The organism is Caldicellulosiruptor acetigenus, assembly GCF_026914305.1.
GTDB classification, from domain to species: domain Bacteria; phylum Bacillota; class Thermoanaerobacteria; order Caldicellulosiruptorales; family Caldicellulosiruptoraceae; genus Caldicellulosiruptor; species Caldicellulosiruptor acetigenus.
The window spans coordinates 1241103-1258421 of sequence record NZ_CP113866.1; the positions used below are offsets into that span (position 1 = coordinate 1241103).

The 17319-nt window shown below is 36.3% G+C and carries 13 protein-coding genes; 12 read left to right on the top strand and 1 reads right to left on the bottom strand.

All coding sequences use genetic code 11. The features are described from left to right. Nucleotides 1-31: 31 nt before the first annotated feature. The 9 genes from OTK01_RS06150 to OTK01_RS06190 all read left to right on the top strand — a co-directional run bounded on the left by OTK01_RS06150 (nt 32) and on the right by OTK01_RS06190 (nt 11087). Complete coding sequence (locus tag OTK01_RS06150; RefSeq protein ID WP_029227698.1) at nt 32-1705, top strand: sensor domain-containing diguanylate cyclase; 1674 nt, start codon at nt 32-34, stop codon at nt 1703-1705. Next, complete coding sequence (gene nrdR / locus OTK01_RS06155) at nt 1702-2163, top strand: transcriptional regulator NrdR (RefSeq protein WP_013432770.1); 462 nt, start codon at nt 1702-1704, stop codon at nt 2161-2163. The genes OTK01_RS06150 and nrdR overlap by 4 nt, the downstream gene beginning before the upstream one ends. Nucleotides 2164-2347: 184 nt before the next feature. Next, nucleotides 2348-2794: an Hsp20/alpha crystallin family protein gene (locus tag OTK01_RS06160; protein WP_013432769.1), complete on the top strand. Its 447-nt coding sequence runs from the start codon at nt 2348-2350 to the stop codon at nt 2792-2794. Nucleotides 2795-2878: 84 nt separating this feature from the next. Further along, nucleotides 2879-5473 carry an ATP-dependent chaperone ClpB gene (gene clpB / locus OTK01_RS06165; protein WP_029227697.1) on the top strand — a complete coding sequence of 865 codons (2595 nt, stop codon included), beginning with the start codon at nt 2879-2881 and terminating at the stop codon, nt 5471-5473. A 153-nt stretch (nt 5474-5626) separates the two neighbouring features. After that, complete coding sequence (locus OTK01_RS06170) at nt 5627-6928, top strand: phenylacetate--CoA ligase family protein (protein WP_013432767.1); 1302 nt, start codon at nt 5627-5629, stop codon at nt 6926-6928. A 22-nt stretch (nt 6929-6950) separates the two neighbouring features. Next, on the top strand, nt 6951-8687 hold the full coding sequence (gene iorA / locus OTK01_RS06175) for an indolepyruvate ferredoxin oxidoreductase subunit alpha (RefSeq protein ID WP_029227696.1): 1737 nt from the start codon (nt 6951-6953) through the stop codon (nt 8685-8687). Between the two features lie 4 nt (nt 8688-8691). Further along, nucleotides 8692-9285: an indolepyruvate oxidoreductase subunit beta gene (locus OTK01_RS06180; protein WP_013432765.1), complete on the top strand. Its 594-nt coding sequence runs from the start codon at nt 8692-8694 to the stop codon at nt 9283-9285. Between the two features lie 2 nt (nt 9286-9287). Further along, nucleotides 9288-10589, top strand: coding sequence for a phenylacetate--CoA ligase family protein (locus OTK01_RS06185; RefSeq protein ID WP_014042337.1), 1302 nt, complete (start codon nt 9288-9290; stop codon nt 10587-10589). A 66-nt stretch (nt 10590-10655) separates the two neighbouring features. Further along, a complete protein-coding gene (locus OTK01_RS06190; protein WP_013430180.1) occupies nt 10656-11087 on the top strand; it encodes an ACT domain-containing protein in 432 nt (143 codons plus the stop codon). A 64-nt stretch (nt 11088-11151) separates the two neighbouring features. On the opposite strand, the gene OTK01_RS06195 is transcribed toward OTK01_RS06190, so the two are convergent. Then, the gene (locus OTK01_RS06195) at nt 11152-11349 is read right to left on the bottom strand and encodes an alpha/beta-type small acid-soluble spore protein (protein ID WP_013403131.1); all 198 of its coding nucleotides are present in this window, start codon (nt 11347-11349) and stop codon (nt 11152-11154) included. Nucleotides 11350-11526: 177 nt separating this feature from the next. On the opposite strand from OTK01_RS06195, the gene miaB reads away from it, so the two are divergent. From miaB to mutL, 3 genes are read left to right on the top strand one after another with little or no spacing between them, the layout of a single operon-like run. Next, nucleotides 11527-12942, top strand: coding sequence for a tRNA (N6-isopentenyl adenosine(37)-C2)-methylthiotransferase MiaB (gene miaB, locus OTK01_RS06200; RefSeq protein WP_029227695.1), 1416 nt, complete (start codon nt 11527-11529; stop codon nt 12940-12942). A 3-nt stretch (nt 12943-12945) separates the two neighbouring features. Further along, entirely contained in the window at nt 12946-15537 is a 2592-nt protein-coding gene (gene mutS / locus OTK01_RS06205; RefSeq protein WP_029227694.1) for a DNA mismatch repair protein MutS, read from the top strand. Beyond that, a complete protein-coding gene (gene mutL / locus OTK01_RS06210) occupies nt 15534-17300 on the top strand; it encodes a DNA mismatch repair endonuclease MutL (RefSeq protein WP_013432761.1) in 1767 nt (588 codons plus the stop codon). Before mutS ends, mutL begins: the two co-directional genes overlap by 4 nt. Nucleotides 17301-17319 lie beyond the last annotated feature (19 nt).

Below are 17319 nucleotides of genomic sequence, written 5' to 3' on the forward strand. Positions count from 1 at the left end.
CAATAGATTGTTATAAATGGGAGGAAGGCTTGTGAGCACTGAAAAAATAGCAATTGAAAGAGAATACATAAAAATTTCATGGTTTTTAATTTTGGCAATAGCAGTGTACTTACTTTTTGATAAACTATTATTTTCACCCGCCATAGAAGCTCTTTCTTTTTCACAGTGGCTTGTTCCTCTAATATTTTTGTTTATCTCAGCAGGTTACAATGTATTCAAAACATGGCTTTTTAATAAAGATGGACAGATTAGTGAGGAAGTCTTTAGGTATCTGAAATTTTTTGAGGTTGTAAATCTTGTATTCTTTTTCGGATATGAGAGGCTTTTTGATTTGATGTTTGTCATATCGCTTGTATTCCTGTTTTACATTGAAAGAGTAAATATAAAAGGCTTAAGGCAGGTAGCAATAGTCTTAATTTTTTCATATACATTTTTTATATTTCTCGATTTTGTTACCAACAATATAAACAGCGAAGATTTGAGAAACCTATTTTATATCCTATTTTACACTTTTTTGATTTCTTCGTCTAACAAGCTTGAACTCTTTGAAAAAAGCCAAACTAATGAAATTAATATAAAGCTAAAACAATACGAAGAAAATTTGAAAAAACAGCAGCAACTTAGTGAGGCAAAAGACGCAAAAATCAAAGAATTGGAAAGAGAAATAGGCTATTTAAAGGAGATTAACAAAAGACTCAATATTTCACTGGGGGAGTTTTTTAATCTTCAGGAAATTAGTAAAATAATAACACAAATACTTGACACAAATGAGCTTCTAAAGTTTGTTAATGATGTTTTAATTGGTGTCACTGGTGTTGACAAAAGCTCGATATTGTTATTTAATAAAGACAAAACAGAGCTTTATGTAGCATTCTCTAATCTTCCAGAAAGCGAGCAAAAAGAAAGTTTTAAACAGGAGAATATAGAGTGGCTCAAAAGTGTTGCGTTAAATTGTGAAAATGGTTATAGAAATAAGGTAAGCAGTGAGGACTGTCCGTTTATAAACGGAAGAGCTACAAAATCCATAATGTATGCCTCATTAGCAACAAAGAATGACAAGTATGGAATAATATTACTTGAACATATATTTGAAGATGTGTTTACAGAAGACAATCTTAGATTTTTAACATCCATTGCTGCACAAGTTTCAATTGCCCTGGAAAACTCCAGCTTGTATCAGCAGATGAGATCAATGGCCATGGTTGATGGGCTGACAGGTGCTTTCAATAGAATATATCTTTATGAAGTCTTGGAAAGAGAGATTCAAGCATCTGCCGGAAGATATCCAGTGAGCATTGCTCTTTTTGATGTTGACAACTTTAAAAAGCTAAATGATACCTATGGTCATTTATTTGGTGATAAGGTATTGCAGACAATAGTTAAAATAGCAAAAGAAAAAGTGCGAAAAGGTGATATTGTTGCACGCTATGGTGGTGAAGAATTTATAATAGTATTTAATCATCTTGAAAGCAATGAAGCCTATAAGGTGGTTGAAAGAATAAGAAGAGCTATTGAAAGTGAAACAATAGAAGATAATTTGATTCAAACAAGAGTTACTGTTAGCTTTGGTATTGCTTCTTATCCTTTGCATGCTGACAATGTAAAGGACCTTATCAAATGTGCAGATGTTGCCATGTACAGGGCAAAAAGCAGTGGTAAAAATTGTACAGTAGTATATAATCAGGAATTGGAGATGAAAGTATGAGATGTCCATTTTGTGGATATGAAGATAGCAAGGTTGTTGATACTCGACCAACTGATGAGGGTAGAATTATAAAGAGAAGACGTGAATGTTTAAAGTGTCAGAAAAGGTTTACCACATATGAGAAAGTAGAAAGGCAGCCCATTTTAGTTATTAAAAAAGATAATAGGAGAGAAGAGTTTGACAGGAATAAAATCTTAAATGGAATTATAAAAGCTTGCCAGAAAAGACCTGTCTCTATTGAGCAGATGAATAAGATTGTAGATGAAATTGAGAATGAGATTTATAATTCTATGCGCGAGGAGATATCGTCAAGAGAAATTGGTGAGATGGTTATGGAAAAGCTCAAGAAGATTGATGAGATTTCATATGTGAGGTTTGCTTCTGTTTACAGGCAGTTTAAGGATATAAATACCTTTATAGAAGAGCTTCAGAAGCTTTTAACAGAAAAGATAGAATAATCTTGAGAGAGAGTGAGAAAAATATAGATAGAGTAAGAAAAATCACAGAAAATCGTCGATTTTGAGCAAATTTGAAAATTGAAAGAAAGAGGAAAAAGTATATAATAGTAATTGAAAGTCAAAGATAGTCAAAATCAAAAATCGCCCTAAAAATAAAAAATGGAAAAGAGGAGGGTGATGCGAGATGCTCAGAGACTTAGTTCCATTTGGCAGAAGACCATTTGACATTATGAGAAAGATTGAAAGAGAGTTTTTTGACATTGATGACTGGTTTGAAGATTTCTTTGCTCCTTTTGAGAAAGGTACAAGATTCATGAGGACTGACATTAAGGAGACTGAAAATGAGTATATTATAGAAGCAGAGCTTCCAGGGGTCAAAAAAGAGGACATCAAGATAGAGCTTTATGACAACAAACTTACAATAAAGGCAGAGACAAAGAAAGAAGAAAAAGAAGAGAGAGAAAACTTTATAAGACGAGAAAGAAGATATGGTGCATTTTCCCGAACATTCTATCTTGACAATGTAAAAGAAGATGGTATCAAAGCAAAATACGAGGACGGAATCTTGAGAATAGTACTTCCAAAAGAAAAACCTTCGAAACCAAATGTAAGAACAATTGATATAGAATAAGCAAGTTCTCAGGGAAGGCAAAGACCTTCCCTGATTGTTTTATACTGTCCTTTATATACTTTTTACGTGAGGTGTTGATTCGAGATGAATATGGAAAGATTTACTCAAAGTCTTCAAACAGCTCTTTTAGATGCTCAAAATACAGCTATTGTTTACAAACATCAGGAAATAGGTCCAGAGCATCTTCATTATGCGCTTGTGAATGAAGATGATAAACTTGTAGCAAAGATTCTCAAAAACATGGGTATTGACACAGAGCTTTATAAAAGAGATATTGAAGAACAACTCAAAAAAATTCCAATGGTATACGGGCCTGGTGCTTCAACAGTATACGTAAGTAGATATGTAAACGAAATTTTAATCAAAGCTGAAGAAGAAGCAAGAAAATTCAAGGATGAGTATATAAGTGTTGAGCATGTTTATTTAGCTATGATAGACTCAGATACCCCTTCTTCTAAGAGCATATTCAGAAAATATGGAATTACACGCGAAAAATTTTTGCAACAGCTTTATAAAATTAGAGGAAATCAAAGAATAACAAATCCTAACCCCGAGGAAGTTTATGAGGTTTTAAAAAAGTATGGACGGGACCTTACCGAACTTGCAAGAAAAGGCAAGCTTGACCCTGTAATTGGAAGAGATGAAGAGATAAGAAGAGTTATTCAAATACTTTCGCGCAGGACAAAAAATAACCCTGTTTTGATTGGTGAACCTGGAGTTGGTAAGACTGCTATTGTTGAAGGGCTTGCACAAAGAATTGTAAAAGGAGATGTTCCAGAGGGGCTTAAAGACAAGACAATTTTTGCTCTTGATTTGGGTGCCCTCATTGCAGGTGCAAAATACAGAGGAGAGTTTGAAGAAAGGCTGAAAGCTGTTTTAAATGAAATCATTGCTTCTGAAGGAAGAATAATACTTTTTATTGATGAGATACACAACATAGTTGGAGCAGGAAGAGCAGAAGGTGCTATGGATGCAGGAAACCTTTTAAAGCCCATGCTGGCAAGAGGAGAACTGCATTGTATCGGTGCAACAACAATTGACGAATATAGAAAATATATAGAAAAGGATGCTGCACTTGAGAGAAGATTTCAGCCTGTTTTAGTAAATCCTCCATCTGTTGAAGATACCATTTCCATTTTGCGAGGGCTTAAAGAGAGATTCGAAATCCATCACGGAGTACGAATCACAGATGATGCTTTAATTGCAGCAGCAAAGCTTTCGGACAGATATATTTCAGATAGGTTCTTACCTGACAAAGCAATCGACTTGATTGACGAGGCAGCTGCACTTTTGAGAACAGAGATAGACTCTATGCCTACAGAACTGGATGAAATTACAAGGAAAATTATGCAGCTGAGGATTGAAAAGAATGTTTTGCAAAAAGAAGAGAACCCGAGTGCAAAACAGCGCATAGAGGAGATTGAAAAGGAAATTGCGCAGCTTCAAAGCAGGGCAGATGAGCTTTCAGCTCAATGGGAGTATGAAAAAGAGCTGATAAAAGAGGTAAGAAGAATCAAAGAAGAGATTGAAAATGTTAAGATTCAAATTGAAGAGGCTGAAAGAAACTATGACCTAAATAGACTTTCTGAGCTGAAATATGGCAAGCTCATAGAGCTGCAAAAAGCTTTAGATAGAAAACGTCAGGAGTTAGAAAAAATACCACCAGAAAAAAGACTTTTAAAAGAGGAAGTAACAGAAGAGGAGATTGCAAAGATTGTATCAAAGTGGACAGGAATTCCTGTTGCAAAGCTTGTAGAGACAGAAAGGCAAAAGATTTTAGAGCTTGACAAAATTTTGCACAGACGTGTTGTTGGTCAGGATGAAGCAATTGAAGCTGTGTGCAATGCAATAATGAGAGCACGAGCTGGAATAAAAGACCCGAGAAAACCAATAGGTACCTTCTTGTTCTTAGGTCCAACTGGTGTTGGTAAAACAGAACTTGCAAGAGCGTTAGCTGAAGCTCTGTTTGACTCTGAAAACAATATGATAAGAATTGACATGACAGAGTATATGGAAAAACACTCAGTTTCACGCTTGATTGGAGCACCACCAGGATATGTAGGATATGAAGAAGGAGGCCAGCTCACAGAAGCTGTTAGAACAAAACCTTATTCTGTTGTGCTTTTTGACGAGATAGAAAAAGCTCATAGAGATGTTTTTAATATTCTTCTTCAGATAATGGATGATGGAAGGCTTACTGATTCTAAGGGCAGAACTGTGGATTTTAAAAATACAATAATAATAATGACCTCTAACTTGGGAAGTGAGTATCTTTTGAATGCCAAAATTTCAAATGGTGAAATAGATGAAGAGACACGGAAACTAATAGATAGAGAATTAAAATTACATTTTAGACCAGAGTTTTTAAACAGGCTTGACGAGATTATAATCTTCAAACCTCTCACAAAAGAGCAGATTATAAAAATTATTGACCTTCGAGTTGCAGAAATCCAGCAGAAGCTAATAGAAAAAGGAATTTCAATAAGGCTGACACAAAGAGCAAAAGAGTTTGTTATGGAAAATGCCTTTGATGTAAACTTTGGTGCAAGGCCAATAAAAAGGTTCTTGCAAAAAAATGTTGAAACTCTTATAGCAAGAGAGATTTTAAAAGGTACAATTGTTGAAGGTGACAGTATTGATATAGATATTGAAAATGGAAAGTTTGTTATAGTAAGATAAAGCCATGTCAAACATTTTGTGAGGTTTGACATGGTCTTTTTTTTTAGTTTTTTGCTTGAAAAAGATAAGATATTAAAATATAATACTTAATAAGTTTGTGGTTTTTGCATACTTGAATTTATACATAAAAGGTAGGAAGGATGGTAGGTCGGGATGATATGGTCTGAATATGAAAAACTCAATAGAAAACAGTATGAAGAACTGCAGCTTGAAAGACTCAAAAGAACGGTAGAAAGGGTTTATGAAAATGTTCCTTTTTACCGCAAAAAATTTGATGAGATAGGAGTAAAACCACATCACATCAAGACTTTAAAAGATATTCGTCTTCTTCCATTCACAACTAAGGATGACCTGAGAGAAAATTATCCGTACGGTCTTTTTACCGTTCCTCTTTCAAAAATTGTTAGAATTCACGCTTCCTCAGGCACAACAGGTAAGCCCACAGTTGTAGGATATACAAAACATGACATGGAAGTGTGGACAGAGGTTGTTGCAAGAATAGTCACAGCAGCAGGTGTCAGAGAACATGATATTGCTCAGATTGCCTTTGGTTACGGACTTTTTACTGGTGCGTTTGGGCTTCACCAGGGTTTGGAAAGGGTTGGTGCTACAGTAATTCCAATTTCAAGTGGCAATACTGAAAAGCAGCTTATGGTTATGCAGGATTTTGGAGCTACAGTTTTGGTATGTACACCATCTTATGCACTTTACATGGACGAGGTTGCAAGCGAGCTTGGCATCGATAAGTCAAAGATAAAACTAAGATTGGGTCTTTTTGGTGCAGAAGCTTCAACAGTTGAGATGAGAAGAGAGATTGAAAAGAAGTGGGGACTTTTTGCAACAGAGAATTATGGCCTTTCAGAAATAATTGGACCAGGAGTTTCTGGTGAATGTGAATATAGAGAAGGATTACATATAAATGAAGACCATTTCTATCCTGAGATAATAAAGCCCGACACAGGAGAGGTTCTTGAAGAAGGAGAAACAGGAGAGCTTGTATTGACAACCATTACAAAAGAAGGTATGCCTCTTATAAGATACAGAACAAGGGATATCACCTCACTTATATATGAGCCCTGCAAGTGCGGAAGGACAAATGTGAGAATGACATCTGTTAAAGGAAGAACAGATGATATGCTAATAATCCGAGGTGTCAATGTATTTCCCTCTCAGATAGAAAGTGTTCTAATGGGAATTGAAGGTATAGGTCCTCACTATCAACTTGTTGTCACAAAGAAAGGATATTTGGATGATTTAGAAGTTCATGTAGAGCTTGTTGATGGAAAACTTTTGGAAAGATATGCTGAACTTGAGAAATTAGAAAACAAGATAAAGCACAGGATATTTACTGTATTGGGATTAAATGTTAAGGTAAAACTTGTTGAACCAAAAACTCTTGAAAGAACTACTGGAAAGGCAAAAAGAGTAATTGATTTGAGAAATAAAACCAATTGAAAGTAATGGAGGCTGAGATAAATTGAAAAAGCTTTTGCTTGGAAATTTTGCTGTTGCCAGAGGATGTTATGAAGCAGGAGTTAAGGTTGCAACAGCTTACCCTGGCACACCTTCAACAGAGATTACAGAGGCAATAGCCCAGTATGATGAAATCTATTGTGAATGGGCGCCAAACGAGAAGGTAGCGCTTGAAGTTGCAATTGGTGCGTCTATTTATGGCAAGCGTGCCATCTGTTCAATGAAACATGTAGGCTTGAATGTGGCAGCAGACCCTCTTTTTACTGCATCTTATACAGGAGTAAATGCCGGGCTTTTGATAGCTGTTGCGGACGACCCAGGCATGCATTCGTCCCAAAACGAGCAAGATACCAGAAATATAGCAAAAGCAGCCAAAGTGCCTGTATTAGAGCCATCTGATAGTCAGGAATGTATTGATTTTGTCAAGATTGGTTTTGAGATAAGCGAAAAGTTTGATACTCCTGTAATTTTGCGTCTTACCACAAGAGTTGCTCATTCTCAATCTGTTGTAGAAGAAGGACAGCGAGAAGAAGTATTGTTTGAATACAAAAAAGATATACAAAAGTATGTCATGATGCCTGCAATGGCCCGTCCACGCCATGAATTTGTAGAAAAAAGATTAAAAAGATTAAAAGAATTTTCAGAGACAATTGAAATCAACAAGATTGAACAAGGAACACAGAAAATGGCTTTCATTGCCTCAGGAATAGCTTACCAGTATGTCAAAGAAGCTTATCCTGATGCATGGGTTTTGAAACTTGGCATGGTTTGGCCACTTCCAGAAAGACTAATAAAAGATTTTTGTTCTCAATTTGAAAAGGTGTATGTGGTGGAAGAGCTTGACCCATTTTTGGAAGAGAACATAAAAGCGATGGGGATAAACAATATTGTAGGAAAAGAAATTTTTAAATTGACAGGAGAATATTCGCCATCATTTATAAAAAAGGCAGTGGAGAACAAAGAAATTGAACTTCCATACAAAGTAGAACAAAAGCTTGCACCAAGGCTTCCTGTGCTCTGTCCTGGGTGTCCCCACAGAGGAATTTTTTATGTTTTAAGCAGGCTAAAAGATGTTATCATCACAGGGGATATTGGATGTTACACTTTAGGGGCACTATCTCCTTTTAATGCAATGGACAGTTGCGTTTGCATGGGTGCAAGTATTGGAATGGCGCACGGAATATCAAATGCATCAGATAAAAAGCAAAAAGTTATCGCAGTGATTGGAGATTCTACCTTTGTTCACTCAGGAATAACAGGTATTGTTGATGCTGTGTACAATGGCTCTGACATACTTGTTATGATTTTGGACAACTCAACAACTGGAATGACAGGACACCAAGACCATCCTGCAACAGGGTATACAATAAAAGGAGAGCAGACTTATAAACTCGACTTAGCAGCTCTTTGCAAAGTTTTGGGATGTTCGGTGGTAGAAGAGATAAATCCTTATAAAATAAATGAGAATTTAGAGAAAATAAGAAAGCTTTTAGACATTTCAGGTGTGAAGGTTGTGATTGCAAAAGCGCCTTGCAGGCTTCATCGAAGATATAAGTTTTCTATTTCAAAAAGGTATGTTGATTTTGAAAAATGTAAAAATTGCAAAGTGTGCTTGAGCTTGGGCTGTCCTGCAATATCAATAAAAGAGAAACCTACCATTGATGAAAATTTGTGTCTTGCGTGCGGTATGTGTGAGGATGTATGTAAATTTGGCGCAATTTCAAGTCAAAAGGAGCAGTGATTGCATGAAAAGAGGACTTAATATTTTAGTTGTTGGTGTGGGTGGTCAGGGCAATATCCTGTTTAGCAAAATATTAGGAGAAGTTTTGTTAAATTCAGGCTATGATGTTAAGATTTCTGAAGTTCATGGTATGGCACAAAGAGGTGGAAGTGTGGTTACATATGTTAAGGCGGCTGAAAAGGTCTTCTCGCCTCTTGTTGATATTGCACAAGCAGACTTCATTTTAGCGTTTGAAAAGTTAGAAGCACTCAGATGGCTTGGATATCTCAAAAAAGAGGGAACTTTAATATACTCTGACTATGAAATTCCTCCTGTTAGTGTAATAACAGGTGCATATGAATATCCTGATGTGGAAGGAATCTTGCAAGAGATTGGTGTGAGGGCTTACAAGATTGAGGTAAAAAAGCTACTTTCTTCTCTGGGAAATTCAAGGGTTCAAAACACCTTGATGCTGGGATTTTTTAGCAGGTTTTTGGATATAGATGAGGCTTTATTTAAAAAGTCTATAGAGAGGAATGTAAAAAAAGAGTTTATTGAAATTAATTTAAAAGCATTTGAGCTTGGTAGAAGAATAGAAATGTGTGAGGTGGAAAAGTGAAGATGAGATATTGGGATGAACATATGGAGTGCATGGACAGAAGTACTTTGCAAGAGATTCAGCTTAAAAGACTTGTTGAAACTGTGAAAAGAGTATATACCAGTGTGCCGTATTACAGGAAAAAGATGCAAGAGCGTGGCATTATTCCTGAAGACATAAAGAACTTGGACGACCTAAAAAAACTTCCATTTACTACAAAACAGGACTTGCGTGATAACTATCCGTATGGGCTTTTTGCAGTACCTTTGAGCGAAATTGTAAGAATTCATGCTTCTTCTGGAACAACAGGCAAACCTACTGTTGTCGGATACACAAAACATGATATTGGTATTTGGTCTGAGGTTATGGCAAGGACACTTGTGGCAGCTGGAGCAGACAAACATTCGTTTGTCCAGATAGCATATGGCTATGGTCTTTTCACAGGTGGGCTTGGTGTTCACTACGGGGCAGAGCGGATTGGTGCATCAGTAATACCAATTTCATCTGGAAATACGAGAAGACAGATACAGATTATGGTGGATTTTGGAACAACAGTTTTGGCTTGCACACCTTCATATGCTCTCTATCTTGCTGAGACTATGGAAGAGATGGGAATTGACAAATCTCAGCTTAAGCTAAAGTCAGGGGTATTTGGTGCAGAGCCGTGGTCGGAAAACATGCGAAAAGAAATAGAATCAAAATTGAATATCAAGGCATACGATATATACGGTCTTTCAGAAATAATTGGACCCGGGGTTTCGTTTGAATGTGAATATCAGTGTGGAATGCATATAAATGAAGACCATTTCTTACCAGAAATAATCAATCCAGAAACAGGTGAGGTTTTAGGCGAGGGAGAATATGGTGAGCTTGTATTTACCACAATTACAAAAGAAGGACTTCCGCTTATAAGATACAGAACACGAGACATAACTGCTCTTCACTATGATAGGTGCAAGTGCGGAAGAACATTAGTAAGGATGGAAAAGGTAATTGGTAGAACAGATGATATGATAATTATTCGAGGTGTCAATGTCTTCCCATCTCAGATAGAAAGCGTCCTGCTTGAGATGGGTGAAGTCGAGCCACATTATCAGCTGATTGTGGACAGGGTTAACAATCTTGATGTTCTTGAGGTTTTGGTAGAAGTTTCTGAAAGAATGTTTTCTGATGAGGTCAAGAAGCTTGAGCAGCTTGAGAAGAAAATAACAAAGGCTATTGAAGAGACTCTTGGAATTTCTGTAAAGGTTCGACTTGTTGAACCAAAGACAATTGAAAGAAGTGAAGGGAAGGCCAAAAGAGTTATTGACAAGAGAAAAATATAATTAAAAAAATTGGGTATCTATATAATAGGTAAAGTGGTAAGTTTGTGATTGTAGGAGGTAATTAGGATGTTTGTAAAGCAAATTTCAGTTTTTTTGGAAAACAAATCAGGCAGGCTTGCAGAAGTGACAGGGATATTAGGTAAGCACGATATAGACATCTCAGCTTTGTCAATTGCTGATACAACCGATTTTGGTATCTTGAGGCTTATTGTTAACAAGCCTGATTTAGCCTTGCAGGTTTTAAAAGAAAATGGGTTTACAGTTTCAGCAACAGATGTAATTGCCATTGCTGTGGAAGACAAACCAGGAGGGCTTGCAAAGGTTCTTGAAATACTCTACAAAAAAGACATAGGGATAGAGTACATGTACGCTTTTGTTGGTAAGCTTAGTGACCAGGCTCTTGTTATACTAAAAGTAGAGAAAGCTGATGAGGCAATTGAAGTGCTAAAAGAAAACAATGTAAAAATACTTCCAGCTGAAGAGGTATATGCATTGTAATAATTTAATTCTATTAATTATTAAGATGACGGGGAGGAAAGTTTTGGCTTTCCTCCCCGTCTTGTCATTGCTGATTTTTTGCCCTGTTTTGATAGTCCTGTATCATCTTTTTGACCATATATCCACCGACAGTTCCAGCTTGTTTTGCAGTGATATTAGGATTGTAGTTGTCAAGAGTTACACCAACTTCGCTGGCAGTTTCCTGTTTTAATTTGTCAAGCTGAGGTGCTGCCTCTGGAACAAGTCTCTTTCTTCTTGGCATTTTAGTTTTCCTCCCTTTTTGTTGAAGAAGATTTTTGTTTCTGCTTTCAATAAAGAAGTGTGCACCAAGTATTAAAGAAATATTAAGAAAAAAATGGGAGACTTTAAGATATTATAATTTGACAAATAAAATGCTATAATAAAGCTTGTCAAATAAAAAGTTTTGAGGGGGATAAAATTGGAAAACAAAGGCATTTATTATATAGATTTTGGAACACAGGCACGGTTTGTTGAAGAGATTGAAAAAATGAATACAGAGTATTACCTTGCAAATGGCAAAAATAAGAAATATCACATTGTGACATATGGCTGTCAGATGAACGTTCATGATTCTGAAAAATTAGCTGGAATGCTCAATGCAATGGGATACATTGAAACTGAAAACATCCAAGAAGCTGACTTGATAATATTTAACACGTGTAGCGTACGAGAACATGCAGAGTCAAGAGTATATGGAAATATTGGACCTTTAAAGAGATTAAAGGACAAAAAGCCTGATTTGATAATTGGTGTGTGCGGATGTATGCCACAGCAGGTTGAAGTTGCGCAAAAACTTGCAAAATTGTTCCCATTTCTGGATATAATATTTGGCACAAAAAGTCTTCATAAATTTCCGCAGCTTCTTTACACTGCTATTACTGAGAAAAAAACCGTTATTGACGTTTCGGAAGATGAGGATGTGGTTGTTGAGGGAATTCCAACTGCAAGAAGGCAAGGAGTTAGCGCGTTTGTCAATATAATTTATGGATGTAACAACTTTTGCTCTTATTGCATAGTTCCATATGTCAGAGGAAGAGAAAGAAGCAGGCGACCTGAAGAGATTATCTATGAAATTGAACAGCTTGCTCAAAATGGAGTAAAAGAAGTTACTCTTTTGGGGCAAAATGTTAATTCATATGGAAAAGACTTAGGAAATGGTATCACTTTCCCGAAGCTACTTGAAAAGGTAAATGAAATAGAAGGAATTGAGAGGATTAGATTTGTAACTTCTCATCCCAAGGATTTGTCAGACGAGCTTATTGTGGCTATGAGGGATTTGGAGAAGGTCTGTGAACATATACATCTGCCAGTTCAGTCAGGGTCAACAAGGATATTGAAGGCTATGAACAGGCACTATACAAAAGAAGACTATCTTAGACTTGTTGAAAAGCTTAAAACAAATATTCCTGATATAGCAATTACTACTGACATTATTGTAGGTTTTCCGGGAGAGACGGATGAAGATTTTGAAGATACCCTTGATGTGTGCAGAAAGGTAGAGTTTGACTCTGCATATACATTTATCTATTCGAAAAGAAGAGGAACACCAGCTGAAAAAATGCCCAATCAAGTTCCAGATGATATAAAACACCAAAGATTTCAACAGCTTGTAAAACTTGTTGAAGAGATAGCTTTGAAAAAGAACAGGCAAATGCTTGGCAAAACGTATGAAATTCTTATTGACGGTCGTTCTAAAAGAAATAACTTGCTTGTTGGAAGAACAAGAACAAACAAGGTTGTCAATGTGAAGTGTCCTGAGGAGTTTATGTTTAAGTTTGTCAATGTAAAGATTTTAGAAGCTGCAGAGCATTGGCTATACGGCGAGGTGATTTAGATTATGCAAGAGCTAACTCCTATGATGCAGCAGTATATGGAGATAAAACAGAAAGTGAAAGATTGCATCTTATTTTTTAGGCTTGGCGATTTTTATGAGATGTTTTTTGAGGATGCGATTGTGGCGTCCAAAGAGCTTGAGATAGCCCTAACCAGCAGAGATTGTGGAAACAATGAAAAAGCTCCTATGTGCGGTGTGCCGTACCATTCTGCGACCAGTTACATTGCAAAGCTTATAGAAAAGGGATACAAGGTTGCTATCTGCGAACAGGTGGAAGACCCAAAGCTTGCAAAGGGAATTGTAAAAAGGGAAATTACAAGAATAATAACTCCAGGCACATTTATTGACGAGAATATTTCGACAGCCAATAATTTCATATGTTGTATATCAAAAGACAGGTCTGAATTTGCATTGACATTTGTAGATGTTTCGACTGGGGAGATGTATTCTTGCCTTCTTGAAGAAGACCTTCAAAAACTATTAAATGAAATTGGTAAATACAATCCCAGTGAGATTTTAATCTCACGTTCAGAAGATGAGCTTTATGAATTCTTGAAGAAAAACTGCACTTCTTTTGTGCAGATGATAGAGTTTGTGGATTTACAAAAGTGCTATGAGGTCATAGAAAATCAGATAAATGTAGGTAAAATAGATGAAAGGCTAATTTTGAGCGTAGGGAATCTGCTAAAGTATTTAATAGAGACCCAAAAAATTTCCTTTGATTATATAAGAAGGTTTGAATTTTACAGAGTCCAAAACTATCTTCAAATTGACATAAACACAAAACGAAATTTGGAGCTCACAGAGAGTATTATTCAGCGCTCCAGAAAGAATAGCCTTCTTGGTATTTTGGACCGAACAAAGACCTCAATGGGTTCAAGGCTATTGAAAAAATGGATTGAAAGACCTCTTATTGACGTTATTGAGATTAATAGAAGGCTCGACAGTGTTGAGCAGCTCAAATCAAACTATTCCATTTTAGTACAGATAGAAGAGCTTTTGAGTAGAATGTATGACATAGAAAGACTTTCTTCAAAGTTTGCATATAAGAATGTGAATGCCAAAGATTTGCTAAGTCTAAAAAGGTCGATTGAAGTGCTGCCAGCTTTAAAAAAACTTCTTTCTTCATTTTCTGCACAACTGTTAAAAGAGATTTATGAGGGTCTTGATACATTAGAAGATATATATGCGCTTATTGACAGTTCTATAAATGAGGATGCACCTGTGACCCTAAAAGAGGGTGGAATAATTAAAGATGGTTTTAATGAAGAAGTAGATAGATTGAGAAATATATCCAAAAATAGCAAGGAACTTTTGGTTCAGTACGAAGAGAAAGAGAGAAACCTCACAGGCATAAAAAATCTCAGAATTGGTTATAACAAGGTTTTTGGATACTATATTGAGGTGACCAAGTCAAACTACTCTCTTGTTCCGGACAGGTACATCCGAAAACAAACCCTTGCAAATGCAGAAAGATATATAACAGAGGAGCTCAAAAAATTGGAAGATGAAATATTGGGCGCTGACCAGAAAATCATCGAACTTGAATACCAGCTTTTTTGCGAAATAAGGGATAGAATTGAGGCTCAGATTGAAAGGATTCAAAAGACAGCAAGCTATATTGCCATCTTGGATGTTCTGTGTTCATTTGCACGCATTGCAATTGACAATGAATATGTCAGGCCAAATGTTTGCTTAGGGGATAGAATATACATTAAAAATGGTAGACATCCAGTTGTTGAAAAGATGATAGGCAGAGGCAATTTCATTCCGAACAATACCGAACTTGACCAGGCAGAAAACAGGGTTTTGATTATTACAGGTCCAAATATGGCTGGCAAGTCTACATACATGAGGCAGGTAGCTTTAATTGTCATAATGGCACAGATGGGATGTTTTGTACCTGCTGATGAGGCACACATTGGTATAGTTGATAAAATCTTTTCACGGATAGGGGCATCTGATGATATTTCATCTGGGCAGAGTACCTTCATGGTAGAGATGTCAGAGGTTGCGAACATATTGAAAAATGCAACGCCAAAAAGCCTTATAATTTTTGATGAGGTTGGGAGAGGAACAAGCACGTATGACGGACTTTCTATAGCATGGGCAGTTTTAGAGTATGTTGCTGATAAATCTAAGATTGGTGCAAAAACCCTTTTTGCAACTCATTACCATGAGCTAACAGAGCTTGAAGAAAGGATTCCAGGTGTAAAAAACTACAGGGTTGATGTCAAAGAGGAGGGTAAAAACATTATATTTTTGAGAAAGATTGTCAGAGGCGGATGTGACTCAAGTTATGGAATTCATGTTGCGCGGCTTGCTGGAATTCCGGAAGAGGTGTTAAAGAGAGCAGAGGAAATTCTAAAACAGCTTGAGGAAGCTGATATAAATAGAAAAAATATTAGAAAACTTAGAAAAGAAATCAAAAAAGAGTTTACTGAGCAGATAGATTTTTTTTCGTATAAAAAAGAGGAGATAATAGACAAAATTGAAAAACTTGATATTTTGAATATAACTCCTGTGCAGGCTTTAAACATCCTAAGTGAGCTTAAACATGAAATAATTAAAGCCAAAGAGAGGCAATTGATATGAGAGAGCTTTACAAACTTCCTGAAAGCATTACTCACATCTTGGCGGCAGGCGAGGTTGTAGAAAGACCGGCATCCTGCCTCAAAGAACTTTTGGAAAATTCAATAGATGCAGGAGCAAGTTTAATCGATGTTAAAATAGAAAAAGGTGGTATGAAGAGAATTGAGGTATATGATAATGGAAAGGGAATCCACCCTGATGACATTGAATATGTGTTTGAAAGACATACAACCAGCAAGATAAAATCTTTTGAGGATATATTCAGCATCAAAACAATGGGATTTAGAGGGGAAGCGCTCTGTGCAATATCGAGCGTGGCAAAGGTGACACTTGTTTCTAAGCATTTAGAGGAAGAACAGGGGTGTATGGTGAAAGTAGAAGGTGGCAAGGTTCTTTCTAAAAGTTTTTGTCCTTTTAAAGAAGGGACAAGGATCATTGTTGAAGATATTTTTTACAATACTCCTGCAAGGCTAAAATTTTTAAAATCTCCGTCAACTGAACAAAAGTACTGTCTTGAGGTGGTTGAAAAGATTGCAATTGCCTGGCCAGAAATTTCATTTCGGGCAGAGGCAGATGGCAAAAGACAAATTTTTACACCAGGAGATAATAAGATTGAGTCTGTCATTGGCTCTATATTTGGGATAGAGATAGTAAAAAATCTTGTTGAGTTTTCTCTTGAGAAAGAATCTCTAAAAGTTTGGGGTTATTTTGTAAACCCCACTGTGAGCAGAGCCACACGCTCAGGTTATCATTTTTATGTCAACAGAAGATATATCAAAAGCAAACTTCTTTCATCGTGCATTGATGAAGCGTTTAAGAATTCGGTCATCACAGGTAGATTTCCAATAGTGTTTCTTTTTGTGCAAATTCCGCCTTCTGAGATTGATGTCAATGTCCATCCATCAAAACTCGAGGTAAAGTTCAGGGATGAAAGATTTGTTTATAACACCATTTATAAAGCTATAGCAGACTCGTTAAAATCGGAAAAAATGATTCCCAAGGCTGATTTGGGCAAAGCTAATGATGGAAATGATGCTGAGCGTGAACGAAAATACACTGAAATTTTGTCTGCAAACTCAAACGATATATCTTTGGTTATTTCCGAGCAGCCAAATTTCTTTGAAATGTTTTCAAAAGGAGCAGAGGTTGTAATTGAGCAGCAGAGTTTTGAAAACTTTGATGCAGGAAACTATAAGATTGTTGGTTACGCTTTTGATACCTATATCATTGTACAAAGTAATGACAGCTTATACCTTATTGACCAGCACGCGGTGCACGAAAGAAGATTATTTGAAGATTTTAAAAGCCAAGTTTATTCTTCAAATGTTCAAAGCCAAGTGTTGGCTTCTCCTGTTGTTGTTCGGCTTCCATCTTCACAAAAAGAGTTTGTGATTTCAAATGCTTCTGTCTTTCAGAAAATAGGTTTTGAAATAGAGGATTTTGGGAAAAATGAAATAGTAGTGAGAACATGGCCTGCTCTGCTAAGTAGTAATATCGATACAATATTTTTACTTGATGTGATAGAGATGATATACGAACAGATGGTGGAAAACAAGAGCCTTGTGGAAATTTCTGAGGACCTGTTGAAAAGAATTGCTTGCAGAGCAGCAGTAAAAGGAAATAGTAAAATTTCAGACTTGGAAAAAAAAGAAATAGTTGAACTTGTGCTCATAAAGAAAGAAATTTTTCACTGCCCACATGGAAGACCAGTGGTAGTAGAGATTTCTAAGAGAGAAATTGAAAAAATGTTCAAAAGAATTGTATAAATATCAGCGCAGGTGAACA